The sequence below is a fragment of the Streptomyces sp. Edi2 genome, from assembly GCF_040253635.1.
GTDB lineage: Bacteria > Actinomycetota > Actinomycetes > Streptomycetales > Streptomycetaceae > Streptomyces.
This window is the reverse complement of record NZ_JBEJGX010000003.1, coordinates 7,013,058-7,039,925: the sequence shown is the minus strand read 5'-3', so window position 1 is coordinate 7,039,925 and position 26,868 is coordinate 7,013,058. Positions and strand designations below refer to the sequence as shown.

Sequence of the window (26,868 nt, the reverse complement as noted above, 5' to 3'; positions counted from 1 at the left end):
AAGTGCCGCCAACGGAAGGACCTCACAATGAGTGCCAGCGAAAAGGTCAAGGCCATCGCCGAGCAGACCATCGGAAAGGTCAAGAAGGAAGCGGGACGCGCGGTCGGCAACGAGAGCGCCACTGCCGAGGGTTCCGCAAAGGAATCCCGGGGAGACCTCCGCGGAGCGAAGGAGAAGGCCAAGGACGCCTTCAAGGACTGACCAGGCCGCACCACGCGGGAGGGGCCACGGCATGTGCTCCGTGGCCCCTCCCGCATGTCCGACCGGCCGGCATCACCTCTGACCGAGCATCCCCCTGCGGAGCTGCTTGATGATGCGGGCCAGCAGGCGCGAGACATGCATCTGGGACACCCCGAGTGCCGCTCCGATCTGGGCCTGCGTCATCTCCTGGCCGAAGCGCAGCTGGATGATGAGGCGGTCGCGGTCGCTGAGCAGCTTCAGGAGTGCGGCCAGGGTGCACCGGTCCTCGACGTTCTCCGTGGCGGGGTCGGTCACGGCAAGGACGTCGGCGAAGGACAGACCGCCGCCCTCCGGCCCCGCATCACTGTCGCAGGACACGTTCAAGGAGATGGCCGAGTAGCCGTTGGCGGCCGTGATGCCCTCGATGACCTCCTCTTCGGTGAGCTGCAGATGCTCGGCCAGCTCTTTGACGGTGGGTTCCCGGTCCAGGACCCTGGACAGTCGCTCCGTTGCCCGGGACAGATCGGCGCGGAGTTCCTGCAGGCGCCGGGGGACGTGGACGGCCCAGCTGGTGTCGCGGAAGAACCGCTTGATCTCCCCGAGGATGTGGGGGATGGCGAAGGCCGCGAACTCCGTGCCGCGTGCGCGGTCGAACCGGTCGATGGCCTTGATCAGGCCGATCGTGCCGACTTGGACGATGTCCTCGATCTGGTCACCGTGACTTCTGTACCGCGAGGCCACATAGCGCACCAAGGACAGATTCATCTCGATGAGCGTATTGCGGGTGTACTGATACTGGGGGGTGCCTTCTTCGAGCTCGCCGAGCCGATCGAAGAACAGCGGCGACAAAGCCTTGGCGTCATGAGGAGCAACGCTCCTGGCATCCTCGACGGGAGGAAGCGTGGTGGAAGTTTCTCCGGCGCGCGATGACGGCCCGTCAGGGGCCCTCTGCAGCTTCAGCTTCCCGTCCGATACGTCCTCGAAAACCGCGTTCATGATTCACCTCCGGAATTCAGGTCGTTTGAGCACGCCCTTTGCCCGAGGCTTCGGTCCTTATGCATACGGGCCGAACAATCACCCCGCGGAGTGGCGCAGCCGGTGTACGGAGGAGCCATCCGCGAATTACCCTGTCCGGGCAGGACACGCCGGCAAGAAATCCCGCCGTCCCGTCGCCGGATCAGATGTCCCAGCGCTGGGTGTACCCCTCCCGCAACGGTCCGCCGATCAGATCGAGGGCCTGCTCCACCGCGGTCGCCATGGGCATCGGGTCGGCGCGTTCGGCGACGGCCTGATGGCCCTCCAACAGCGCCGTGCCTCGCGCCGGGTCTGCGCTCAGCAGTCTGCGGGGAAGCCATTTGCCGATCCCCGTCCATGCACCGTGGTGAGCGGTGACCAGGTGCGCCGCCTCGCGCAGGGCGTGGTCGGCCAGGGAGAGCTGTTCGTACCTGTTGGCCGGCGGGGCGTCGACAAGGTCGTCCAGGTAGCAGGTGAGCACATAGCGACCGTGTGCCCACTCTGCCGGGGTGAGCGGGAGAGGTCCGGTCGCGATGACCGCTCGGGCCTGTTCACGCGTACGGGCCACATGGCCATAGGGGTCGGTCAGAATCAGGCCCTGGTCATAGAGGAACAGGACCGTTCCCCGACGTCGGGCCCTGTCCCATGCGAAGAACTTCGCTATGTCCCCGACGGCGTGCAGGAACAGCTCGACCAGGCGGCCGTCGTGGCGGATCACTTCCCGGCGGCTGGTGTCCGGGTCCGGGAGGAGGACGGCGACGTCCAGATCGCTGGTCAGGGTCGCCCGGCCCTGAGCAGCGGAGCCTCCGAGCATGGCGCCCACAGCGTGCGGAAAGCGCTCGGTGACCAAACGTAAAGCGTGATCCTCGACGGCCTCTTGATCATTCATGGGCGCTCATCGTGCCAGCCCCATGCACGGGTCGCCAGGCAGTATCCGCCGGTGCGGGGCCGCCCGCCTGCGTGGTGCGGGCGGCTCACCCCATGAAACCGTCCAGGCTTGTGGCCGCACTGATCAGCGCGAGGTGGGTGAATGCCTGGGGGAAATTCCCCAGGTGGTCGCCCGTCATCCCGATCTGCTCGGCGTACAGACCGAGGTGGTTGGCGTAGGTGAACATCTTCTCCAGTGCCACCCTGGCCTCGTCGATCCGACCGGTGCGAGCAAGCGCCTCGACCCACCAGAACGAGCAGATCGAGAAGGTCCCCTCGGTACCGTCCAGGCCGTCCGGAGACTCTTTCGGGTCATAGCGGAATACCAGGCTGTCCGTGACGAGACTCTTACCGATCGCGTGCACGGTGGAGCGGAATCGCGGATCCTGGGGCGAGAGGAATTTGACCATCGGAAGCACCAGGAGCGAGGCATCCAGAATGCTCTCGGGCGACTGTTCCGGGTCACCGCTGAGACGTTGGACAAAAGTCTGATCCCGGTCGCTCCAGCCTTGATTCATGATCTGGTGGTAGATCTTGTCGCGTTCGGACATCCAGCGCCCCAGATCACCCGGCAAGCCGCGCCGGCGGGCCATTCTGATCATGCGCTCCACCGCCACCCAGCACATCACCCTTGAATAGGTGTGACGCTGTTGTCCGGCACGGGTCTCCCAGATTCCCGCATCAGGACCGTCCCAGTGCTCCAGGAGCCAGTCGAGGACGGTGCACAGATCCATCCAACTCTCGTGGGAGATCCCGTCGCCGTGTTTGTTGAACAGGTAGATGGAGTCGAACAGTTCACCGTAGATGTCCAGCTGGAGCTGGTCCGCGGCACCATTTCCCACACGGACGGGAGCAGACCCGCGGTAGCCCTCCCAGTGGTCGAGGACCTGCTCGGGCAGCGCGGCATCTCCATCGATCGAATAAAGGACCCGTAGCGGTCCGCGGTCACCGTCGCGGGGCTTACGCAGAACGTCGGTCAGCCAGCTGATGAAGGCCTGTGCCTCACGGGTGAAGCCCAGCCGCAACAGGGCGTGGAGGGAAAAAGCCGCGTCGCGTATCCAGACGTAGCGATAGTCCCAATTCCGTTCACCAACGACCTGTTCGGGGAGTCCGAGGGTCGGTGCGGCGACGATGGCGCCGCTGGGCTCGTGGGTCAGGAGTTTGAGCGTCAGCGCGGAGCGGTGCACCATTTCGCGCCAGCGGCCGGTGTAGGTGGACTGACTCAGCCACTGGCGCCAGAACCGTACGGTGGACTGGAACAGCTCCTCGGCCGCCGGCGCATCGACCAGGTCGACGGTCGGCTCGGCGCGGGTGGGGCCGGCGCAGGTGGGGTCGGTGTAGGTGGAGTCGGCGCAGGTGGGTTCGGTGGACTCCAGCACAAAGAGCGCCGACTGACCTTCAGTCAGGTCGAATTCGCCGACCGCATCCTGGCCCTCGGCGTGGAGGCTCACACTGGCCTGGAGCGAGAGTTCCTGTGCCTCGCTCGTAAAACGCACACCGTGCGGCTGGGATTCCACCTTGTGCGGATCCCGGCCGTAGTTCATCCGGGGCGCAATGACCGCTCGGATACGCGCGCTGCCCCGCACACTGACCACCCGCCGCACCAGCCGCTGCCGGTGATTCCGGTCGCCCTCTGCCCGTATCGGCATGAAGTCCTGAATTTCGACGATGCCGTTCTCGGTCAGCATCCGCGTCATCAGTATGTTGGTGTCGGGAAAGTAGTACTGCTGCCGTTTGGCCACGTCCCCGACGGGGCTGATGCGCCAGTGGCCACCGTTCTGTGCGTCGAGCAGCGAGCCGAAAATACTGGGCGAATCGAAACGCGGGGCACAGAACCAGTTGATCCCGCCGTCGGTCCCGACCAGCGCGGCTGTCCGCAGATCGCCGATCATGCCGTGTTCGGCAATGGGGAGATAGCGCTCGCTCACGGCACCGTAGGCCGGTGTTTGACTGTCGCTCACGCCTCACACACCTGCCGCCGCCGACGTCGTCCGCTTGCGGCCTCCCGCGCAGAGGCCCGTCGGGGGCACGGTGCCGTCAATACCGTTCCACGGGAAACCCGCTCCTCGGGGAGGCAGTTCGATTTCCGCAGGACGGGCACTGCGCCTGTACCTGCCGTGCGGGACGTGCGGGACGTGCGGGTCGCCGTGCGGGAGGTGCGGTGGTCGTCCATTTACTGCCTTCCTCAGCCATACGGCGCTCTGCCCGCTGCTGCTCCACCACAGGGGTGCCCACGGATGGAGGTACTGGCAACCCGGGAGAGGGGCTGGAGAAATTCCCTGGGGCTCCCGGGACGCCTGGGGCGCTGGTCCCTTTCCACCGGCGCGTCTATCACTGATAGGCCGATGGGTCCGCCGGGCCCGCATGCGCCGATTGACGCTGTTTCACGCCAACGTGTCGTTCACCGGTAGGTACGTGTCTCCTCGACGTCGACCACAGGAGCTCCTGGGGCCGGCGGCTGGACCCGGCGCCGCTTGAGGATGCTCACATAGGCCGCCAGGCCGATCACTCCGACGGCCATCATGATGAGCCCGACCAGGTCGAGATTGACGCCGGACAGGTGCCAGTCCACTGCGAACGTCAAGATGGCACCCACCGCGATCAGCCCGATGCATCCGCCGATACCCATAATCATCGTCTCCCTCCGGTAGGCAAAAGCTGCTGAACTCGCGTATGCCCCGACCGAACTCATTCATGAGTCACGGCGGTTGCGGGTGACCGGGATCGCCCTGCCGGCCGCGGGGGACCTCACTGCCCGGTGCATGTGTAGGCGCCTGCTCCGGTACGGATGCAGGTCCTGCTCGGCGCGGATGACCGCCGTACAGCCTGCCGCCATGCCCTTCCATTCCGTGCCACGACCGACGGAACGGAGGGGACGGCAAGCAAGCGACACCGCCCGCCTCGGGACCGAACCACAGCCGGACCGAACCACGGCCTGACAGCACCGAACCATGGCCGGACCGAACACAGTCGGGGCGAACGCAGCCGGTCCGAACCGAACCACGGTCGGACGAAGGCGTCAGAGGGGCAACGTCACACGGATGGTCTTGCCGGTCGCTGTCATGGCGATGTCGATGGTGCGGGCCAGCCGTTGCACCAGGGGCCAGCCGTACCCTCCGGTGGCGCCAGGGGCACGAGGGCCGGCAGTGACGGGGCGGTGCTCGCTTCGGTCCTCGACCGCCAGCTCCAGGTACCCGTCGACGATCCGCGCGGTGAACCCGATGAGCCCGCCGCCATGCCGCTGGGCATTGGTGACCAGCTCCGTGGTCACCAGGAGGGCATCGACAAGGGCCAGGTCATCGACCGGGATACCGGCCCCGTGCAGCAGGTCGTGCACAAAGTTGCGCGCCTCGGCCGCTCTTGCAGGTACTCCCCGCATCACGTCTTCCACCTCAATGCACCGCACCGTGCCGGCGGCGCCATCTCCCTTTCCTTCCCGCCAGGCTGGGGCGGCCGGCCGGGGCAGTTCCCCGCACGGCAGGACGGCAGGACGGCAATACTCTCAGGCCCCGTCGCCGACGCCACGGCGGGTACGGACACAAGGGCGGGACGCAAGAGCGGCACACAGCACACGGCCGACGCAGGCGAGATGCGCGGCGGTGTCACAGCCGCGGTATCACAGCGGCGGCATCACACCGGAGAGGACATCACTGGGCCCAGGCGCGGTGAAAGTGAGGGGAATGGTGACCGTGATGGCCTTGCCGCCCGAGGTGGGAATAATGACGACGCAGGCGGTAAGTTGCTGAATCATCGGCCACCCATACCCACCGACCGAAAATTTTTCGCGCCCGACGGCCGTGGCAGGTTGCCGAAAACTGCGATCGGCGACGGTCACTTCCAGACGATCGGCCACGATCCGGGCGGAGAAACCGGAAAGTCCGTCTCCATGGCGCTGCGCATTGGTGACCAATTCCGAGGTGACCAGCAGGGCGTCAATCATGGAAATTTCGTTGATGGCCGGACGGTGAGCGCTCAGTAGCTCCTGAACCTGGTCCCGGGCCTCCGCCGCCTTGTTCACCGGCGCCTGCTGCGCACCCGTCACACCTCTCACCTCCCGCCTGATCCATCTCCACGCCGCGGAGTCCCACCGCCGCCCCACCCGAGGGCCGCGTAGAAGGCTACTTCGACGAGAGGGTGATCCGACGGCTGCCCCGTATCCGAAGGTTTATGCCCCACCTTCACGATACGACGCGGAGGGACGTCCCGGAGGGGGAACTGATGGCGGGCCAGCCACCCCGGCAGTGACCGGCCCTTTCGGCGCCGAGCACACCTCACACAAGGGGAAATCCACCGAAATAAACTCCCACCTGATGAAGGTAGTCAGGGCTGCTCACGTGCTCGTCCCCTTCAAAAGCGGGCGCGTCCTTGATCTCTTGCCTGGTGCGACCGACGTAGACCTTCTCCTCTTCCTGGTCGATGCCGGTCACCGTGCCGGCCGGCAGCACGATGCGCCTCCCCAGGATCCAGGGCCCGGTGTCGACGACGAGGTGTGCGGAGTCCACCTCATCGGAATGCTTGTCGACCTTGCCGATACTCCCGTCAATGGCTTCGACGCTGTATCCCACCAGAGTCGTGCCCGCCCGGTACCCGGAGTCGGGAAGATATCCCCAGACAGTGGAGCTCATACGAAATCCCTTCGGCGCGACGCGATTGCAAGCATTACTCCGTCTCCGTTTCGCCCCCTGACAAAGGGGAACGGTGACGGGCTCTTTCACCATGTCGGTCATCCCGACAGTGCTCTGCTGCCCCGAGACCTGTATCCAAAACAGCGGCCGAAACGGGTCCGGCACCCATCCAGCACCCATCCGGCTCCCTTTACCGGCAGAGGGAGAGCACGGCCCGGCCGCCTTTCGGTAAACGGATGCTCCGCGCGGAGCAGGTAGCGTCGCGCCCTCTGGTCGCGCCCTTTCGTCCCCCCTTCGCCTCCCCCGTCGTCTCGCCCTTCATCCCGCTCAGAGTGCCCGACGCTGATGCCCGCTCGGTTGCGGATGCCGCGACGCCCCGCCAATGGGCAGACGCTAGAGGAGGGCGCACACCGGCCCGAGGAAGGGCGATGCCTGCGAGGCCACACGCAACGAGTCCCCCGTTCGCAGACATCACCTCAACGGCCCATCATGGAACGTCCATTGCAGACAACCGTCAGGCCCTCACGCCACGCCACGTCGTGTCGTGTCGTGTCGTGTCGTGTCGTGGCGTGGCGTCGCGCTGCGTCGCATGCGGGCTACGACCTTCGGCCGGTGCAAGCACACTGTGCCGACGTCACGCCGTGCTGTGCCTCACCCGAGGGCGCCGATCCGCTCACGGATGTCGCGGACCAGCTCGGCTTCGTGGGGGACGAGGTAGAAGTGCCCCCCGGGAAACGCGCGCGCATCGCAACGGGCCGAGGTCAGCTTCGCCCAAGCCCGGACTTCGTCGGGTGCCGGCCTAGGATCGTCCGTCCCGAAGTAGGCGACGACGGGAATGTCCACAGCAGGCGCCTTGGGCTCCGCCGCGTACGCTTCAAGCAGTCGGTAGTCCGACCGTATCGTCGGCATGAACAGCTCGCGCAGCTCAGGGTCCCGCAGGAGCTCCGCCCCTGGTCCCCCGTGCCCGCCCACCGTGTCGAGCAACTCCTCATCGGTGAGGTCCCCCTCGCTGAGGCGCCGCAGGAGATGGGGAGCAGCCCGGCTGGAGACAAGGAGCGCCGCCGGACCCGCCCCGCGCCCGGCGAGCAGTGCAGCGACCTCATGCGCCACGGAGGCACCCATGCTGTGACCGAAGAAAACCGTGCGGGGCGTCATATGAGGTGCCAACTCGTCGGCCACCCGACCGGCGAGCTCCGCCATGCTCGTGATGCCGGGTTCGGCGATGCGCTCCTCACGGCCCGGATAGCACACCGCACTCACCTCCCAATCAGCCGGGAACCGCTGCGGCCAGGAGCGGAAGAAACTCGCCGAGCCGCCTGCGTGCGGGAAGCAGACGAGCCGCAGCCGAGGTGCGGCCACCGGCCGGTAGTTGCGCAGCCATCGCGTGGAGGGTCGGCCAGAGGAGAGAGACATGCGCAAAAGCTTAGGTGCCAACTCCGGGTGCATGCCGAACGAGATCACCTTCCGCGCAGAAGGTTCCACAATGGCCGCCGCGTCATCTGCCGCTTGCCACTGCCCCGTTCGGCCAACACGCGCGCCCCACCCTGCTGCCCGTGTTCCGCTCGGTTCCGTCGTGTGCGGCAGTGAGGGCGTGCTTCCCGGTACGTCTCGTCCCGACACCTGCGCCGGCTCACCTTCGGTCGCCGGTCGCCGGTCACCGGTCGCCGGACGCCGGACGCCTCGCCGGTCGCCGGTCGCCGGCAGCAGGGTCGCGACTGGCGACCGCCTCGCTGGCCGCGGCCTGCCGCCAGTCAGCCGGTCGCTGTGGTCACCACCATGCCTGCGGTACTCGATGGCGTCACCTCGGCCACCAAGTCGGCATCGCCGCTCGCAGGACCTGCACGATGAGCATCCCGGACGCGTACGGGCGCACCGCCTGGCCACTCAGCTCCTCGGGTCTCGGATCGATCAGCAAGTCCTGCAGCAGCAGCCTCTGCGTGCCCGAACGTGGCGACCACGACCAGGGTCACCGGAGACCGGAACTGGCAACCCCGGACTCAGCACGAAGAACAAGTACGGGGCGACGAGCAGCATGCGCCGCGGAACGGCCAACCAGTCCACCCCCTCGCCTGCCACGGGCATCGGCGCATCGGCCGACCGGTCGTCGGCCTCTACCACCGCACGTCAGCAGCCCAGATAATCCAAATCTGGAACGACGCGCAGCCCTCGCGGTTCGCGTTGCCCTGACGGGTTCTCGCCGACCACGACAAGGACCGCGAGGAAGCGACCGGGACGGCCCTCGCCGGGTACTGCCGCCAAAAGATCAGCAGCCTAGGAGAACCAGGGAGAGGAACAGTGAGGAGGGAACACGGGGGGCGAGCTGCTGTTGCGTAGCTATCGGGGCCGGGCCGGCGTAACGGACTGACCCGGGTCAGGGTCAGCCCCTGCCCCCGGATCGGCCACCCCCGTTTCGAAGGCCAGGACGACCGCCTGGGTGCGATTGCCGACGCCCAACTTGGCCAGCACATTGCCCACATGGGTCTTCACGGTCTCCAGGCTCACCACCATGCGGGCGGCGATGTCCTGGTTGGACAGCCCGCGTGCCATCAGACGCAGCGTCTCTGTCTCACGGCCGGTGAGCGCGGTGGTCACGGAGGCGTCGCGTCGAACGGGCCGGCCCGCGGCCATCCGGCGGACCGCATCCGGGAACAGCACCGAGTCGCCGGTTGCCACCAACCGGATGGCGTGCGCAATCTGCCGTGACGGGGCCCGCTTACGGATAAACCCGCTGGCTCCGGCCCGCAGGGCGTCCCAGACGTACTCGTCATTCTCGAACGTGGTGATCACGACGACCTTCGGCGGGTCGGGCAGCGCCCGCAGCCGCAGGGTGGCCTCGATCCCGTCCACCCGCGGCATGCGCACATCCATCAGCACCACGTCCGGTCGCAGCCGGGTCACCGCGGCAACCACCTCATCGCCGTCGCCGGCCTCGCCCACTACGTCCAGGTCGGGCTTGGCCGACAGCAGCGTCCGCAGACCGGTGCGGGTCAGTTCGTCGTCGTCCACGACGAGCACGGTCACGGGCGGGTCGGCGTCCGGGCCCGGCGCTGCGGAGGCGTTCATGACACCGACCGTAGCGGTATCCGGACCAGGAGCCGCCACCGTGCCTCCCCCGCGGCCCGACCACCCCCGCCGCCCTGGCCGCCCCCAGCACACCCACAGCTCCTGCAGCCCCTGCCATCGCAGCCGTCCCCACCGTCGCAACAGCCGCTACAACCACCGCGACCGCTGCAGTCGCTGCAACCACTCTCCACGACCCCGGCGTGCGTAGTCCCCCGCAGCAGCCGCACCCGGTCCTCGATCCCACGCACCCCCTGGCCCCCGGGCCGCTGCCGGACAGGTATCCCCGTACCCACCGGATTGGTCAGCTCCAACTCCAGCCACCCGCCCCGCACCGTCGTCAGCAGCCGGATCCCAGCTGTGCCCCCGTGCCGCAGGGCATTGGTCAGCCCCTCCTGGACGACCCGGTACGCCTCCCGCGACACCGTGGCCGGCACCCGGGCCAGGTCGCCTTGAACCTCCACTGCCAATTCCGCGCCGGCTCCACGGACTCGCTCCACCAGTGGACCGAGGTCCGCGAGGGTCGGCCGGGGCACGGTGGACGGCCGTTCCTCCCGCAGCATCCCCAGCACATGATCGAGATCGTCCATGGCGGCCCGCGATGTCTCCTCAATGCTGTTCAGGGCGCGCCTGGCCCCCGCCGGGTCACTCTCCATCAGCTCCACCGCCACCGCGGCCTGGATCGTGGACGCCGTCAGCGTGTGGCCGATCGAATCGTGCAACTCCTGTGCCAGCCGGTTCCGTTGCGCCAACAGGTTCATCCGCTCCTCGGCGGCGGCCAGCCGCTCGCCGGGCCCGTGGCCGAGGAGCACCGACGCGAGCCGTCGAAGCAGCACCGCACCGCCGCGTGTGACCCCGGCCGCAAGCGCCAGACATCCCACGGCCGGCAGCAGCGCCCACGTCCCCCGCCAGCCCTCCCCGATCCACAGGGACAGCCCGAAGACGGTCATGCGCTCCGCACCGCCCAGCCAGACCGAGGGAAACGCAACGGCTCCGAACACGGCCAGGCACGAGACCGCCGTCACCACCCCACCAAGCACCATGTGCGGCACCAGCCACACCACGGTGCGCAGCCGGTTGCCCCAGCGCGGCCCCGTCGTGTCCACCGGCGCGGGCAGAACGGCCCCCAGCAGCCCGTTGGCCAGCCGCACACTCGCGCGCCTGGCCGATAGAGGAGCGCCCATGGCCACGGTCACCACGGCGAACGCACACACGAAGCCCAGCACACGGAGCCCCGCCGGCCACCTCGGCGGCGCGAACAGCAGCGCTGCCGTGAGCGGCGGCAGGCCCAAGGCCGCGCCGAGCGCCGCATACACCCAGTCCCGGAACCCCGTCCCGCACGAAAGCGGGCGAATTAATTTATGCACGGTCGGACCGTACCCCGGCGCCACCTCCGGCCGCCTCCCCCGAAAGCGCCAGAACACACCCCGAAATAGAGGGAATAAACATTCACTCTCGACAGCGATGCGACGCTGCCCCGCCCGATGGGAGAGTTGAGAAACCTCCGCAGAAGAAATCGGCGACGGACAGAAGAAATCCCCCACAGGACCGCCACCCCGAACTCATTCCGAACCCACCCCGAACGCGGATAGCAGAAACACCCGAAAGGAATGAAAGGAACGAAAGGAGAACGCTAGTGCTCACCAACCATTCGAAACCCATCACCCGAAGAGGCGTGACGGCCTTCCTCCTCATCTCCTTCACCGGAACCTGGCTCTGGCTGCTGTTCGCTCGAGTGGGCCTGGGCCTGTCCGCGCTCCATCCCCTCCTGCAACTACCCAGTTCTGCATGCCCGGCATCGCCGCAGTGGTGGTCCGCCGCTGGATCACGAAAGAAGGCTTTGCCGACGCCGGCCTGAAACTCCGCCTCAAGACGGCCTGGCGCTACTACGTCGCGGCCTGGCTGGGCCCGCCGCTCATCGCCGCGGCCACCCTCGCACTCGCTGCGGCGCTCGGCCTGTGGGCCCCGGACCTGTCCGGCCCGGGCGGCTTACCCGGAACGAATGAGCTGGCGACCGTCCTGGGCCTCATGATGGCGTCCGTGCTCCTCGCCCCCCTCTATTCAGGCGAGGAATTCGGCTGGACCAGCTACCTCAGGCCGCGCCTTTTCGGCGGCCATACGATGCCATCCACCATCGCCACCGGGCTGATATGGGCAGTGTGGCACTTTCCGCTGGCCTTCATCGGCTACGTCGAGTTCACAAACCTGGAGATCGGCCTGGCGGTGTGGATCCTGTCCTTCCAGCTCCAGGAGATCATTCTCATGTGGCTGTACCAGCGCAGCGGCAGCGTCTGGGTCGCGAGTCTGGGCCACGCCGGAAACAACCTGGTCCTCTTCCTCATCCTCGGCGAAACCCTGGACAAGAGGGCAGGCCTGGGCACAGTCACCCCCATGCTGCTGTCCCTGGCCCCCATGGCCGTCATCTGCCTATGGCTCGTCGGCACCCGAAGACTGCCCCGCAAACGCCAGCCCCCGGGCCCGCCGCTCACACGGCCCGTCGCCCGAACGAACTGAGGGCAACCAGGGGCTCACACCACCGAAGCCAAGCCTTCGCCCACGAAAGCAGATTCGGGCGCGGGCAAGGGCATCCCGGCTGGCACCTGCAGCTGGTCACGTTGCTCCGTACTCGGCTGGGAACATCACCGAGTACGTCAGCACCACACGGCAGCTGAGCGAGGACTCAAGTGGTGACAGCTCTTGTTCAGCGCTTCGGGAGGAGACTCGCACGCTGTGCCGACCGGTCGTGTGACAGCGGGGAGAAGCATCGATGTGACCCGCATCAGCAGGTCGAGGTCGAGATCCGAGAGGCACCATCATGCAGGTCTGCCGGCCTCCCGGGCAGCTGCCCCGGAGCTCGCGGCTCCGTCCTGTCCGCCGCTCCGCGAGCGCCGGGTGGCGGACAGGACGGGGAAGCACCGCAGTACGTCACGCGTCGAGTGCCACGCACTGCCGGAGCAAGGGCTCCAGGCGCAGGTACGTGTCCTCACGGTCAAACACCTGCAGGGCATCGAGGCACGAGAAGACCCACCGGGCCTCCTCCTCGTCCCCGGTCTGATAGGCGATGGCAGTCACGATGGCCTCCGTGTCGACCAGGTCACCACCGAACTCAGCAGCGACGGACCGATATCCCGCGGCGAGCGTCGGATCTGCGAGCACACCGGTCGCGTCGACGAACGCATGGGCCGCCGAACGGTCTGTGAGCATGTCGGCCAGACGCCGCAGGACCTCGTCGGGGTCGCCGAGTTCGCCGTGCAGCTGATGTGCACGGTCGACGAGGAGCGGCCAGCCGCTGGTCAATGCATAGAGCCGGTCCAGGCGTTCGTCCATGTTGAACGCCTCGGCCCGCTGCGCGCAGCCTCGTAGGCTGCGGCGGTCGTGCCGGCGCAGCACCACGGGAACCGCCGATGTCCGTTCCTCGCCCGTCAGCAGGACACGCCACAGGTCCAGTTGTCCGGTGTCCGTCACGAGCACCACGGCGCGCGTCACTCCGGGAGTGCCGGGCAGCAGGGTATCGGCCAGGTCGACGGCTTCGCGGCAGGTCTGCGGCTTCGCGGGGTAGCGGGCGAAGTCGCTGATGATCACGCGACGTTCGCGGGGGCGCCCGCCCATGAGTTCCTGCTTGAAGACGCTGGGTTTGCCGATGGGCGGCAGCTGCCAGTCGGCGAAACGCCCGGCGACCGCGCGCAGTGTGTCGCCGACGCCGGTGATTCCCGTGGCTGGTGTGCCCAGGACGACCCTCGTCTGGTTGGCTCGCTCACCGAGGAGATCATCCAGCTGGGTGATGGTGAGCGGGGCAGACCGGCCGTCGGGCAGCTCCGGCCGCCCCTCCAGCACGATGCTCTCCTCCAGCTTGCAGTCCTGCTCGGCCCTCAGCAGGCGAGCCTCCACCTCATGAGACGTACCGATCATGCGCAGCGCATTCGGACCCCGCAGGTGCCAGCCCTGGCCGTCGTGGTTGGGCGCCAGGACACCCAAACCCACCATCTCGGAGAGATAGGCCCGAAACCCCTCGGTGTCGAGCTGTGTGAAACCCTCCCGCCACCAGGTCTCGCACTCCTCACGCAGCTCGGCGTCACTCAGTCGCACTTCGAGGCCATGGTGACGGGCCTGGTACGCCAGGACGTTGGCGATCACGTCGTAACGGTGGTCGAGGCTCAGCGTGTCCTTGAAGGCTGCCGAGATCCCCGCCCTGAGGGCGGTGTCCGACTCCACGGCCTCGATGTCGGCGACCCGCACCGTGTACGGAGGCCCCTCGGCTCCGCGCCGCGCTCGTTTGCGGTGCATCAGCTCAACCAGCCGGTGGCCGAACATCTGCAGCAGGAATGGCTGGTACGAACAGTAGCCGAGCACCCGGTTCACCAGGTCCACGTCCTCGAACTCGAAGCCCAGCGCCCGCATCGGCTCAACCAGCAGATCGGCCGCGAACTGTGGGGCGAGCGGTCCGATCACCTTCGGGGTCTGGGCGAGGTGACCGAACGGTCCGTTGCTCGCGAGCTTGGAGAAGCGCTGCACGGAGTGCAGGCCGGCGAAGACGACCTTGGCCCGGTCCTTGGTATCGGACCCAAGCGCCTTCAGCTTCTTGGTCTGGTCGAAGCGAGGGGCGTCCGCCTCGAAGAACTGGTCGCACTCGTCGAGCAGAATCAGCAGGCGGCGTCGCGAGTCCCCGTCGAGCCAGCTACGGATTCCCGCACGCACCCGCTCGGAGCGGTCCTGTTGTGACTTGCGGCCCTGGGGCCGGCCCAGCACCTGGGCGTCGGTCAGTTCCCGGTCCAGGACACTCCACAGGGCCTCCGGTCCGAGGGAGCTTCCCTTGCCGATGTTTTCCTGGTCCAGGTTCACGTACACCGGCTGGTGAAATCCGGGGCGCTGGTCCATGAATCGTTCCCCGGCGTCGCTGAGCAGCGCCGACTTGCCCAGGCCGCGGCCGCCGAAGATGACCTGGGTGCCTCGCGGGTCGAGGATGCTTTTGCGTTCCGCGTCTCGCCCGTAAAACATTTCCCACCCAATGCGGCCGCGCTTCTCTCTGATGTACGGGTTGACACCGGAGAACGGCAGCAGGGTCTGCGTAGATGTGCTGACCTGCCGGTTGCCTCGCGCCGCGAGATAGGCCAGGGCCGCATCGTCCACGACCAGCAGATGCTGCAGACGGTCGGGCCGGGCGGCGAGTTCCGCGCGGGCCTCGCGGGCGAGGGTGCCGAAGTAAACGATCAGGAGACTGGTCGCGCTGGGATCCCGGGACGCCAGACTCATGACGACCTCGGCAGGCGGGCGGCCCCAGAGCATCAGCACACGGAGGTTGCCGCCCTGCTCCTTGATCTGCGAGCCGAAAGCCGGGACCTTGGCCCGGCCGTTGACCTCCACGCCGGTCGCTTCGAGGAAGCGGTACTCGCGTCGGTGCGGCGAGAGCTCATCCAGCCACCGGGCGCTCTCGGCGTCGTAGCCCAGGAGTTTCAGGGCCGGGAGCAGCTTCCGCCGGGCGGAGACGTTGGGCCGGTCCTTCGGCTCGGTGACGCCCAGCTCACGCCAATCGTTCAGGGCGTCCGCCGCCAGTGCCGCCTCGTCGCTGGAGAGGTTTCCGTAGTCCAGGACGGGAACGGTCGGGTGCTGCCCGCCGGAGCGGACCATTTCGATGAGTTCGTCGTCGATGCCCTTGGGCAGCCCGTCGGGCACGACGGGGAAGAACTCGGTCAGATGGGGCTCGCCCGCCTCGATCTCCGGGACGGGTTCACCGATCTCCAGGAAGTAGACGAGGTCGGCCGCGGTCGCCAGGCCGCCGGTGTCCAGGTGTCGCAGCACCTGTGCCCGTTCGTCCTCCGTCAGGTCCAGGGCGTCGAGCCGGGCTCGGATCCGGTCGGTTGCTTCCTGCCGGTGGGTAGGCAGATCCGCCCGTACCGTATCCAGCGCCCACCGCACGTCGATCAGGTCACGATGGCCGTTGCCGTCGAGACGCGTGCGGGCATCTGCCAGCAGCTCCTGCATCCGGAGATCCTGATCATCCGTCACGGCGCCGTCTGCCTGCGCCCGGTGCAGTTCCGCGACGAGTTCGTCGTGCCCCGCCCGGAGAGCCGTGCGCCTCGTGGCCTCCAGCTCGTCGATCTCGGCATCTGCCCGCGGGTCGAACGCCGTGCTCTCCGCAGCGGGCAGTGCCCCACGAGCCGCCAGTTCCACCATCGTGCGGGCCGCGGTGAACGCATCTCGATCGAGCCTCTCGCGCAGTGCCTCCTCCCAGCTGCGGTCAACCGCCGGCAGAAGCCGGTCGAGCGAGGGCCGCTCCCCGACGGTGTCGCAGACCTTCAGCAGCTCCACGTCCAACACGAGTTCCGGATCGACGCCGCTGCCGAGACGCACCGTCCCGGTGTCGCCGGACAGCAGGGCGAACAGCTCATCCATGGCACTGCGCGCCGCCCACGCGGCCGCCGCGGCGACAGTTCCGGGGCGCCTCGCCAGCAGTTCGAGTTCCGTCAGTACGGCGTCACGCCGTGCCAGCATCGACTGGCGCAGAGCCGAGACTTCCTTGGCGGCCCGGTTCCCGTCCGACCGCTCGCCCCTGCGCTCCCCGTCAACAGCCAGGCACCAGTCCTTGGCCAGACCCACGGCACGCTCGACGACATGCACCAGGTCGTGCCGTCCGGATCCCTGAAGTGGTTTGCCGCTGGACGAACGGTACTTGCGGTCCATACGGTCGATCTCGCCGTTGATCTCGGACAGTTTTGACAGGCGCTCCGTCGTCTCCCGAACGGTCGGCAACACGCCACGGTCATCATTGATCACGGCCGTGAGCATCGAGCCGAGCAGTCCTTCGCCGGGAGCCAGCCATCGCTTGGCGATGTCCGTCGCCCTGGCGAACCTGAGCCGCTGTTGTGCGATGAGGGCGCTGCACTGTTCGCGAAGCTCCCGTAGCCGGGCCTCGGTCTCGGAGGCGTCGGCGATGACGACCAGCGGGGAGGCAATCATCAGGGCTCCACTGAGCGCACGGTCCGCGACGGTGGTTGCCACTTCCCCCAGCGCATCCGGAAGCCGGGGCACCATGGCCTTGAGCTGAGCACCCGCCAGGTGGTCACCGGTGACCAGAGCCGCACGCAACAGGGCGGGAAACAGGACGAGTTCGTTACCCTCTACGTCACGCCCGACAAAGCCACTCTGCTGCTGAAGCAGGTCGGCGACCAGCCGGGCACCATGGCTGGCGCCGGAGGCGAGGAGCGCTGTCGCACCGGCCAGACGGAGTGCCGTCGCCTGGGGTTCGGGGCGGCCTGCGGCTCGCGCAACATGATGGGCGAGTCCGAAGCGCCGCTCTGCGACCAGCCGTGCCAGGACTTGCTCGGCGGAAGCCCCGTCGTCGCCCTGGTCCGCTTCCTCCTTCGGGGCCTCGGAGCCATGCGTCGTTCCGACGGTGCCCGTAGGCGCAATATGGGTGTCATCCGCGGTGGGAGCGGTGCGCAAGGTCATGGGGCCGGGGGCCGCAGGCAGCGCCTCGCCACCCCCGGAGAGCGGAGCGGGCCGGGGCATAGCTTCCGGCAGGCCGGCCGGAGAAGTTTCGGAGGGAGCCTTCCCCAGCTGGGTGCTGGAAGCCGGATCATGTCCGGCCTCGGAGCCCTCGGCAGACTTCTCGGTGGCATCCCTGGCCGGACGCTCGGTCGCGCCCTTGCCCAAGTCTTCGTTGCGAGCTGCGGCCAGGTGCCCGTCCCTCGCCGAGGTGGTCGCCGGCCCGTCGGCGTCCGTCACGGTGTCGCCGATCTCTTCCGCCTCCACGCTCTCCGAGGCGTCCGGAGCAGAGGCACGGGAGCCGATGGCCTCCCCCGCCTCGCTGTGCGACTGGCCCGGCAGGGCAGCGGGAACACTCGCGCCCGGGGCCGCGTCGGCAGCCTCACCGGGCTCGCCGCCGGAGCGGGCTTCCGTCGCCTCGGGCAACGTCAGCTCGTGTGCCATCACCGCGGCCATGGCACAGGCGGGCAGCACCCTGACGACCTGATCCTGCAGGTTCAAAATCTCCGCCGCGGCATCCGTCTGCCGCCTCAGCCGGACGAGCTCGGAGAGCGCCGTCAGCGCGGTGCTCTCCAGCCGTTCCGCCTCTCCCCAGGCCGGTATGCCGAGGAGCCGCCTGGCGACGGCGCGCACGGCCTCGGCGGCGGAGGCTGCCGGACTGCCCGCCCGACAACCGATGGACAGCAACTCCCGCAGGGTCGCCCGCTCGACGCGGTCGAGGTCGCGTGCCACTCGATGCGACCGCGCGGCCCGCGCCATGTCCGCCAGGCGCAGCGGCCCCGCATCGATGCCCGCCGCGGTGAACACGGACCGAGCGCTGGCGAATCCGGCCGTCAGCCCGGCCAACGTCGTCAGGTCGTCCTCGGCGGGAGGGCGCCCGTCCTCGATCGCGACGATCGCCCGCCGGGCGGCCCGCACCGCCTCCGCAAGGATGATCTCCAGCCTCCGGCAGGCCTCTTCCGGATCCGCGTCGTCCTCGGCCCCGGCCCCCTCGGGGGCCGCTCCGGGCGCCTCCGGGACGTCCGCCTCCGGCGTCGAAGTGCGCGTTGCCGGCTCGTCCGGGATGGGCGTCGCCGACTGCAGTTCTTTCCGATCGGGCTCGCCGAAGGCTTCGGGCGCGCCGGGAATGAAGTCCGGGTTCGCCTCCACGACGGACCGCGCGGCGGCGTGTACGGCATCAAGTCGTTGCGCCTCCTCCGCATCCGCCGCCGCCCCGAACCATCCCTGGTCAGCCGCCCAGACAAGGACACGGGCATCGGCAACCGAAGCGTTGCACCACGCAAATACAGCAGCCCGGACCAGAGCCTCGCCCCACCGGGAAACCGGGTCGGAGACGGTTTCGCCGCCCTCTGCGACGGCGGCCCTCCCGACATCGTTCATCACCGGTTGGGTGAGGGCTACGACACCGCAGGTACACGAGTGCAACCGTGCCTCGCGCTGCAGCCTGGCGAGGACGTCTCGGCATAATGCGCTGCCCGCCCGCCGGGGGGCCGCCATACGGATTCCCGTGCGGCCGAGCAATCTCTGCCGGTTTTTGGGAGGGAGGGAGTTGAAGGCCAGTTCCACCATGTCGACCTTCAGGTCGTCCAGGGCGGCGGCGGTCGGACGTTCCAGTGCGTTGAGTGCTGCGGCCAGAACTCCGAGGCCCTCGGCTGACACGCCCTGCGGAGACAACGGCGGCCCCGCGACGACGTGGTAGCGGTCCTGCATGCGTGAGCGCTCCGTTCGGTGATGCGTCTTGTGTGGGTTCGTTCACCCAGCGTCAACATGGCTGGGCAAGAGTGGTGCAAGCCAGGTGGGTCACATGAGCGGGCTTGATCCGAGGCTCAGAGGCCACGGGTGTGCTGGGTGACGAATGTGTAACCTTCGGGCAGCTCCCAGCCGTCCGCCTTGCCGAGTCTGCGGCAGTGCTCCCGGAAGGCGGTCCGCTGGACTTCGCTCGGAGAGCGCCCCGGCAACAGACGGCGCAGATGGCCGGGTACGTGCTGCACACCGCGCATCCGCCCGGTCTCCGGCCCAGTGGCACCCCAGGGACGTATCACGCGTATCCGGGCGGGGCGGTAGCCGATGAGCGGTATGGTCCGTTCCCCGGGGCGCGCCGGGAAATGCGGCTGTCCTGTCGAGTCACGGCTGCCGACGGCTGGTTCGAGAAGCCGCTCGTTGAGGAGTTCCGCCACCGCCGCTTCGAGGACGGCGGACTGTGTCCGAGCCGGCCGGCGGCCATAGACGGCAAGGGGCAGGCCGCACCGGTCGAGCAGGGCATGGCCCTCCAGTGTGAGCAGCCCGCAACGGCGGACCGTGCGCATCACCAATTGCCGCGGCCCGAGGCCCGCTGCCGTGTCACCACTGCGGTCACTGCCCGGGGCGTCCTCCCGGGTGAGGACGCACGGGTCGTAACAGTGCCCGATCACTCGCCGGCCGACCTGCATCGGCTGCTCGAGCCGCGTCGTGACCACCCGGATCACCCGGCCGCCGCGGGGCCAGTGGAGCTGGAGCACCAGGCCGGGGAAGAACTCGAGGGGCCAGACCACTCCGGTCAGGCGGCCGGCTCCCTCACCGAGTTCTGCGACAGTGTTCTGAACGGCTTCGCCGTAGTCGAGGGTGCCGCCGGGGTGGTCGAGCTCGAGCCGAATCGTGGGCTGCCGCCCGCAGGCCGCCCGCAGTTCCCCGGCAATAGGTGAGCGCAGGGGAAGGCAACCATCGATGAGATGGCCCAGGCGCAGCGGCAGCCGCCAGACAACCTCTTCTCCACCGGTCTGCAGCAGCTCACTCAGTCCAAGGGCAGCATCGTCCGCGAGCGGCGATTCAACCGGCTCCGGCTCTGACTCCGACTCCGACTCCGACTCCGACCAGGGGGTCATTGCCGTGGTGGAGGCCCATCCCCGTCCGGCCGGGGCCAGAGGGTCGCCGGGACCTTCCACGTCACCGGGGTGGTGGGAACGCCAGACGCCCCCGCCTTCGAAGACGTCGTCGAGCACGACCCGGGTGCCGTTCGCGAACAGGCCCTGATTGCTGTCCCGTTGGACCACGTCGGCAAGTGTCACGTTCGCGCGGCACACCGCTGCGGCGTACTCCACTCCCTTGAGCAGGTCCTTGGCTCCGGGCAACGTGCGCAGCCAGGGTCCGACCGCTGTGTAGACCGTGACTGGAGCGGTCAGTCCGTGGCGGCGCCACGACGGGGTGGCCGCGTGTCCCACGGCCGCCGCGAGAGTTCTCAGGTCGTCACCACCAAGCGGTCCGGTGTCACGCCAGCAGGCCGCAAGTGCCTCCCGGGTCATGGCGTACAGACCCCACATACGCAGAAGATCGCTGGAGGCGAGGATGCTTCGCACGGTGTCGAGGAGGCGGAGCAGACCGGCGCGGAGCGCGTCACCATCCGTGCTGCCCACGAGTTCGACGAGCGACACGGGGACACATGGGCTGAGCAGCTGTGCCCGTGCGGTGGTCAAGAGATAGTCCGCATAGGCGGATAAGTCACCACGCCGGGCCGCTTCCCGGGACGGGTAGCAGGCATCGATAACGACATGGCCGTCCTCGTTGATCCAGCGCTGGTGGGTACGCAAGCGGTGGAGCTGGGAGGGCGAAAGGCTCACCCCGGGGCCAAAAGCGTGCGGGTCCGGAACCAAGAGTTCCCGGCGCTGTGGAGAGGTGTCCGCTCCCGGCCTGCCCGGACCTTCGGCACCCGCCGGCGCCCCGGATACCCAGGCCGGTACGTCACCGAGGGTGTCCACGTCCGGGTGGGCACCCTCCTTGTAGAGGATCTCGGCGTAGAGCGGATCCGACCCCGTGGCAACGCACACCATGGCGCCGACAGGGAGGGCGGGGGCGCGCTCGCCGAGCGTGACCACGGGGAAGTCGTCGAGACGAAGAGGGCTACGACCATAGCCCTCGCCGTCGAGGTCATAGCCGAAGTACACGGCGTTGAAGGCGACGGCGGCGTGCACCGGTGTGCGGCGGGCCTCGACGACCGCTTCCAGGTATCGCAGCAACCGGTTCCGCTCCACGGCCGGTACGGCGTCATAGCCCTCGACCATGGCAGAACTCAATAATGCCTGTTCGCCATACGGATCCGGCACCTCGGGCACGGTGTGACGTTCCCGAGACACTGCCATCTCCTCGGCATGTTCCCCGCCCTCCGGATGTCTGGTCGAATTTTTCGGATGCCCTCCGGCCAGTGCCCCGAGTTCCCTGACGGCTGCTGGTCCCTGCGGCTCCCCACCCATGACACCTCCGCCGCACCGTAGGTCGTCCCGACCCACATGCAATGCTTCACGCAGGCTATGCCCGCCTTCGGCTCTCCGACCACGCTTTCGTCACCTTCACAAAGGCCACGGGACGGCGCAGTGGAGCGCGCACCCGGCGCGACACCGCCTGCCTGAACCGACTCCGCAAGGCAGCCGCCGCCGTCGTCCTGGAAGGACCAGATCCCCCTCCGGTTGGGCGCCTCCTGAATCGATGTCATCAATTCAGGAGCGCGGCACTCCTCCGCGGCTCCGCACGTTGCCCCACGAAGACACAGGTTGGTGAGTCGCGAGCAGGCAATTCGGCGGCTTCCTCGGGCGACATGACCACGGCCGGACGACGGCAGAAACCCCATCACGCTCAACGCATGTCTGTACTAGTGTTGTTCACGCTGCGCACCTTCCCGGAGGGTACGTCGGCGGTGTTCGGTCCGATCCTCGGCTGTGACTGACGAGTGGTTTCCACTGCGTGCTGCACGTGGTGTGAGTGCGGATGCCCGGTAGGGCGATCCCTGCCACTTCCAGCTCAGGCCAAGGAGTGGTTACACATGAACCCCGTTGAGTACAAGCCTGCACGTCGTCACCGGGTTCGCGAGATCCTGGTCGACGTCGCCGTCAGTGTCATCGCCAATTTCGTGGTGGCGGCCCTGACCGCGGCAGCGGGCCTGGTCTTCTGACACAGGCATGTGGCGGGCCCGGAGAGCCCGCCACTCCGCATCACCGGCAGGGTCGGTCAGAACAGTCGCAGATCCGGCCCCTGTGCACCCGGCTTGCTCCGATTCTTGCGGGGTCGCTTTCCCCTCCGGGGCCGGGGCAGGTGCGGTATGCGTGCCTCGTGCGGCAGGTTCTCCCAGGTGGGACGCAACCCGTGGAGCTGGAGCTCACCGACGAGTTCCTTCAGGTAGGCCCGTGTCTCCTCATCCGTGGAGTAGAGCACGGTCGCACGGCTGGCCCGGGTCATCAGCACGTGGTAGGCATGGCGGACGAGCCGGGCGAACTCGTCGTCATCGACACTGCCGGCTCTCACCTTCGGGTCGAACGAGCCGGGTACGGCAACGCGCTTGACGCCCGGTTCCAGGCCCTTGCGCTCCTTGCCCCGGCGGAACACCCATCGGTCGTCACGGCGCACCATGTCCTCCCCCATGATCACGCCGCACCAGTCCCACTCGAGACCCTGTGCCGTGTAGACGCAGCCGATCTGGTCGAGGCCGTTCTCGTGCACGGACCAGATCTTCGACGGTGGTGCGTCGTTCTGGCAGAACGTGTCGCTGTCCGCGTTCCATGCCCTGTGCCAGTCACCGATGCGGACGTCGGCCTCCAACCGTTTCTCCTTGCCGAGCGGCTTCGTCCAGGGCCAGCAGTAGCCCGCAACCATGCGTGCCGAGGCACCGGCCAGCGCTTCGGCGCGAATGATGCGTTCGAGCTCCTCCGGGGTATCCGCCGTCTCGATGTGCATCAGACCGTCCGGTGTCCACTGCTCCGGCACACCATCCGTCACCCCGAGGACGGCACGCACCCAGCGGATATAGGCATCGCTGCCGCCGCACCGGAACTGCTCCTGGAGGCCGTAGCGCACGAGTCGGGCGTCGTGCCGCTCCGCCGCATCCTCGATCAGACCGACGGTGCCCACCTCGTTCGGCCGCACGGACTGGCCCTCGTCCAGGAAGAACACCGTCAGGCGGGACGCGTCGAGAAGCTCGTCCACCTGTGGTTGTGTGCCCTGCTGTTCGGGCTTCCAGAAACGGTTGGTCGACCGGTCCCGCAGGCGGTGCGCTTCATCGCAGATCAGCACGTCCAGCGGTGGGTCCGGCGGGGTGACAAAGCTGCTGAAGTAGGTGAAGCTCTCCCTGAACTGCCGGTCACCGTAGCCGACGTGCTCCTGGATCGCGCCGTTGAAGGCCCTGCTACCGCTGGCGTACTTGACCGTCCGGCCCTGGGCCTCCAACTCCGCTTTGATCTGGAGGCCGATGGCACTCTTGCCGGTGCCTGCGCCACCGGTCACCAAGAAGACCACACGTCGCTCGTCCGGGACGAGGGCAGGACGCTGAGGGTCCGGAAGGGCCTGGCAAGCGGTGCCCAGGATCTGGTCAGCGACCGTCTTCTGCCGACCGCGCAGCGTGAAGACGGTGTCGTCTCCACGGGACCGAATCATGGCGTCGAGCAGGGGTGTGTTGCGCAAGCCCATGCTCCGCAGGAGTAGCTCGGCCGCGGAAGCGCCACCTTCATCAGCGAAGTTCCTCCGGAGGTCGGCCAGCAGCTCTTCGCGCCGGTCGCTTGTGTACACCTGTGCGTAGGCGCCGGTCGGCGCATCCACGTCGATCAGTGCCGGCACGGTCGCCTCGGTGGCGTTGTGCAGGTAAGCGAATCCGCCGCATTCGAAGTCGAGCCCGTTCAGCGGCCCACTACTGCTCGTGAAAGCCTCGTAATACTCGCGCAATTGAACGGCAGGGTGCTTCTTTCTGCCCATCCCCGGTACGTGCACCAGATCCGCGGTGGCCTGTTCCACCCTGGTCACCATCGACCAACGCTTCAACTCGACCAGTTGCACGGACAGTCGGCGCTCCTGCGGATGCCGGCCGACGAGAACGACGTCGATGAGTCGGGGGTCACCCGGTCGTTCGGCCTCGTCGAGCGTGGCAGCGCACTCGACGATCATCTCCACCTTCCCGCGACCAGCGGCGACCAGGTCATTGGCGAGGCTCACGAGGCTTTCCGCCCACGCGGAACGTTCAGTCAGCGAGGCGTCAGCCCCTCGGAAGTGTCGCCATCGGGCGGCGAGGTGCGGCACCATACGCCGCCTTGCGTTCAGCGTCAGCAGATCTTCAGCCGCCAACTTCAGCAGCAGCATGGACACGAGGTGGTTCCCCCTGGGCACGAGTGACTCGTGCGGGTGGGGGCATGTCCTCGTGGGAAGCCCGTCGGGCCGCAACCGGTACCGGAGATCCTAGGGATACGGCCGCTTGCCGGGAAAATCGGCACCGCTGTCGGCCAGGGCAGCGGCCATCCTGGCCGGATCACGCTGTCAGTGGCGTGAGGCTTGTTCTGAACGGTGGACGCCAAGGTCCTTCTACCGGTTGTGTGAGCCGACCACGCCCGATGGCGAGCGGAACTCTGGAATGCTCCAGAGGGCATGCGGCCCCCGATGTCTCCGGGTGGAGGGCCGGCATGCGCTGCGATGCCGAACGAGAAACGGCCGTTCCCGTCCTGCCCTCCTGCCCTCCTGCCCTCCTGCCCTCCTGCCCTCCTGCCCTCCTGCCGGACTCTCCGCCGTGCGTTCAGCCCAGGGTGGGTTCCCGCTCCGGGCAGCCACCCACCAGTTCCCGCAGCTTCTCCCGGGTCTCCGGATCCGTTGAGTAAACGATCGTGCCGACCATGCCTCGGGTCAGCAGCACCTTGTAGGCATTGCGGATGAGTCGGTCCACATCGGCCTCCGGGGTGGACTTCTTGAAGACCGGGTCCCTGGACGCCGTGCGGTCCGTGACCCAACGGCCGCCGCGCCAGACCAGGTCGGGGCCGATGATGACGCCGGACCAGTCGTACTCGAAGCCCTGAGCGGTGTAGACGCAGCCGACCTGGCCGAAGCCCGCAGGATCGGTGGCCCACAGCGCGGACGGGGGCGCGCCGGATACGGAGCGGTCGCCTCGCAGGTTCCAGGGGCGGGCCCAGTCTCCGATGACGACGTCGGCCGGGAGTGGTGCGCCGGGCCTGGGCTCCGGGGACCAACGCCAGCAGTAGCCGGCTGACATACGGGCGCTGTCATTCCGGGCCCGCCGGGCGTCCAGAAACGTTTCCATCTCCTGCGGACTGTCGGCGACCAGCAGCCGCATGCGACCGTCCGGCTCCCACGGCACCGGGCCGCCGGGCTCCAGGCCGAGCAGCCGTACCACCCAGCGCAGATAGGCATCGCTGCCGCCGCACCGGAACTGGCTCTCCAGCGGCACGACACGGCAGTCCAAGCCCTTGCCTGCCGCAGCCGCCTTGATTTCATCCAAGGTGCCCATCTCGCCCGGCCGCACCACCTGGTGCTCGTCCAGAAGGAAGACGGGCACACGGGCGACGTCGATGAGTTCGTCGATCTGCCGCCTGCCGGCGCGGTGTGCCGCGGGTGTGTAGCGGTTGGCGGAGGTCTCACGGATGCGGTGGGCCTCGTCGCAGATCAGGACATCGAGGCTGTTCTCCTCTGTGGTCATGAAGCTGTTGAAGTACTTGAACAGCTCCTGCACCTCTCGCTTGCGGGTACCCGCGACCTTCCGCATCGTCTTGGTGAACGACTGGGAGCCGGTGGCGTGCAGGGCCGGAACACCCTGCCGGTACAGCTCGCCGAGCAGGGAAAGCGCGATGACGCTCTTGCCGGTGCCGGGCCCGCCGGTGACCACCACGATCTCCTTGCGGCCGGGCCGCTTCGCCTTGCGCACTGCGTTGAGCACGCATCGGTACGCGACCTGTTGTTCGTCGAGAAGGACGAACTGCTCGCGTTCTCGTACCTCTTGGGCCGCGACTGCCATCAATTGTTTCGAGGGGACGGTCTTACCCGCCTGCAGCGCGTCGGCGGCGCGGGCGCCGGGGTGCTTGTTGCTGAGCCTGGCGCGGAGGTGATCGAGGAACTCTCCACGCCGATCGCCGGTGAACATCTGACCACGGTCGTCGAGCTCAATCGCGCGCAGGCCGCTGACGCCGGCATCGGTGGCATTGTGGAGGAACGCCACTCCGCTGACCCGGCCGGGATGCTCAGCCACCGCGCCATTGAAGTTCACGAGGTACTCGCAGTAGCGCCGCACCTGCTCTATGGGGTTGAGGACCGGATGTGCATACGCGTCGATACGGCACAGAACCGGGTCGTCCTCGTCAGGTACGGCCTGGCTCCACTGCTTGAGCTCCACCACGACGTACGACGGCTCCCCCGTCACCGGATGCACTCCGGCGAGCACGACGTCGGCGCGTTTGCTGTTCAGCGGGAGCGCGTACTCCAGCATGACCTCCACGTCCCCCAGGCCCGCGTCGTTGAGCGCGGCGGCCAGAAGGGGGATGCTGCGCTCCCAGGAACGCACCTCCGAGGTGGTGGGCCGGTAGCCGTGCATGCGGACGAACTGGTCGGTGGGGAACGGGAACAGCGAACCGTCGAGTGCCTTGACGGCGACCGTTTTCGCGGACGCACGGAACAGCAAGGACTTCCCCCAGGCAGCACGAAGTGACTCGTGCGGGTGGGGGCATGTCCTTCGAGACTCCACCGGGGTGGAGCGGAAGCCCGTCGGGCCGCGTTGACGATGTCTCCGAGGGTACCTGGCAGCACAGACAGCCGTGCCGGTGGCCGCAGGCGCATCAGGGACGCCGCTTCCGGT

17 protein-coding genes are annotated in these 26,868 nt (G+C 67.9%); 3 read left to right on the top strand and 14 right to left on the bottom strand.

Translation table 11 applies throughout. The features are described from left to right. The first annotated feature begins 27 nt into the window (after positions 1–27). Positions 28–201 (top strand): CsbD family protein, encoded by a 174-nt coding sequence (locus ABR737_RS34320; protein ID WP_350254863.1) that lies wholly within the window; start codon positions 28–30, stop codon positions 199–201. A gap of 72 nt (positions 202–273) precedes the next feature. Here ABR737_RS34320 and ABR737_RS34315 read toward each other — a convergent pair whose 3' ends face one another. From ABR737_RS34315 to ABR737_RS34270, 10 genes are all read right to left on the bottom strand, one after another. Then, a complete protein-coding gene (locus ABR737_RS34315; RefSeq protein ID WP_350254862.1) occupies positions 274–1,176 on the bottom strand; it encodes a SigB/SigF/SigG family RNA polymerase sigma factor in 903 nt (300 codons plus the stop codon). 181 nt (positions 1,177–1,357) lie between these two features. Next, positions 1,358–2,083: a nucleotidyltransferase domain-containing protein gene (locus ABR737_RS34310; protein ID WP_350254860.1), complete on the bottom strand. Its 726-nt coding sequence runs from the start codon at positions 2,081–2,083 to the stop codon at positions 1,358–1,360. Between the two features lie 85 nt (positions 2,084–2,168). Next, on the bottom strand, positions 2,169–4,013 hold the full coding sequence (locus ABR737_RS34305; protein WP_502964425.1) for a glycoside hydrolase family 15 protein: 1,845 nt from the start codon (positions 4,011–4,013) through the stop codon (positions 2,169–2,171). A 509-nt stretch (positions 4,014–4,522) separates the two neighbouring features. Then, on the bottom strand, positions 4,523–4,750 hold the full coding sequence (locus ABR737_RS34300) for a DUF6458 family protein (protein ID WP_350254857.1): 228 nt from the start codon (positions 4,748–4,750) through the stop codon (positions 4,523–4,525). 390 nt (positions 4,751–5,140) lie between these two features. After that, the gene (locus ABR737_RS34295; RefSeq protein ID WP_350254856.1) at positions 5,141–5,500 is read right to left on the bottom strand and encodes an ATP-binding protein; all 360 of its coding nucleotides are present in this window, start codon (positions 5,498–5,500) and stop codon (positions 5,141–5,143) included. Positions 5,501–5,737: 237 nt separating this feature from the next. Next, the gene (locus tag ABR737_RS34290; protein ID WP_350254854.1) at positions 5,738–6,163 is read right to left on the bottom strand and encodes an ATP-binding protein; all 426 of its coding nucleotides are present in this window, start codon (positions 6,161–6,163) and stop codon (positions 5,738–5,740) included. A gap of 229 nt (positions 6,164–6,392) precedes the next feature. After that, entirely contained in the window at positions 6,393–6,746 is a 354-nt protein-coding gene (locus ABR737_RS34285) for a PRC-barrel domain containing protein (protein ID WP_350254852.1), read from the bottom strand. A gap of 651 nt (positions 6,747–7,397) precedes the next feature. Beyond that, a complete protein-coding gene (locus ABR737_RS34280) occupies positions 7,398–8,159 on the bottom strand; it encodes a thioesterase II family protein (protein ID WP_350254851.1) in 762 nt (253 codons plus the stop codon). A gap of 921 nt (positions 8,160–9,080) precedes the next feature. Then, the gene (locus ABR737_RS34275; RefSeq protein WP_350254850.1) at positions 9,081–9,809 is read right to left on the bottom strand and encodes a response regulator transcription factor; all 729 of its coding nucleotides are present in this window, start codon (positions 9,807–9,809) and stop codon (positions 9,081–9,083) included. Then, positions 9,806–11,173, bottom strand: coding sequence for a sensor histidine kinase (locus ABR737_RS34270; protein ID WP_350254848.1), 1,368 nt, complete (start codon positions 11,171–11,173; stop codon positions 9,806–9,808). Before ABR737_RS34270 ends, ABR737_RS34275 begins: the two co-directional genes overlap by 4 nt. 421 nt (positions 11,174–11,594) lie before the next feature. On the opposite strand from ABR737_RS34270, the gene ABR737_RS34265 reads away from it, so the two are divergent. Further along, complete coding sequence (locus ABR737_RS34265; protein WP_350254846.1) at positions 11,595–12,320, top strand: CPBP family intramembrane glutamic endopeptidase; 726 nt, start codon at positions 11,595–11,597, stop codon at positions 12,318–12,320. A gap of 411 nt (positions 12,321–12,731) precedes the next feature. On the opposite strand, the gene ABR737_RS34260 is transcribed toward ABR737_RS34265, so the two are convergent. Both ABR737_RS34260 and ABR737_RS34255 read right to left on the bottom strand, forming a co-directional pair. Continuing rightward, positions 12,732–18,998: a hypothetical protein gene (locus ABR737_RS34260; RefSeq protein WP_350254844.1), complete on the bottom strand. Its 6,267-nt coding sequence runs from the start codon at positions 18,996–18,998 to the stop codon at positions 12,732–12,734. Between the two features lie 116 nt (positions 18,999–19,114). Next, positions 19,115–21,394: a hypothetical protein gene (locus tag ABR737_RS34255; protein WP_350254843.1), complete on the bottom strand. Its 2,280-nt coding sequence runs from the start codon at positions 21,392–21,394 to the stop codon at positions 19,115–19,117. A 683-nt stretch (positions 21,395–22,077) separates the two neighbouring features. Here ABR737_RS34255 and ABR737_RS34250 point away from each other — a divergent pair. Next, positions 22,078–22,206 carry a DUF6408 family protein gene (locus ABR737_RS34250; RefSeq protein WP_350254841.1) on the top strand — a complete coding sequence of 43 codons (129 nt, stop codon included), beginning with the start codon at positions 22,078–22,080 and terminating at the stop codon, positions 22,204–22,206. Between the two features lie 56 nt (positions 22,207–22,262). Here ABR737_RS34250 and ABR737_RS34245 read toward each other — a convergent pair whose 3' ends face one another. Together ABR737_RS34245 and ABR737_RS34240 are read right to left on the bottom strand one after the other, a co-directional pair. Next, complete coding sequence (locus ABR737_RS34245; protein WP_350254839.1) at positions 22,263–24,233, bottom strand: DUF2075 domain-containing protein; 1,971 nt, start codon at positions 24,231–24,233, stop codon at positions 22,263–22,265. 571 nt (positions 24,234–24,804) lie between these two features. Then, on the bottom strand, positions 24,805–26,694 hold the full coding sequence (locus ABR737_RS34240) for a DNA/RNA helicase domain-containing protein (protein WP_350254838.1): 1,890 nt from the start codon (positions 26,692–26,694) through the stop codon (positions 24,805–24,807). Positions 26,695–26,868: the final 174 nt, after the last annotated feature.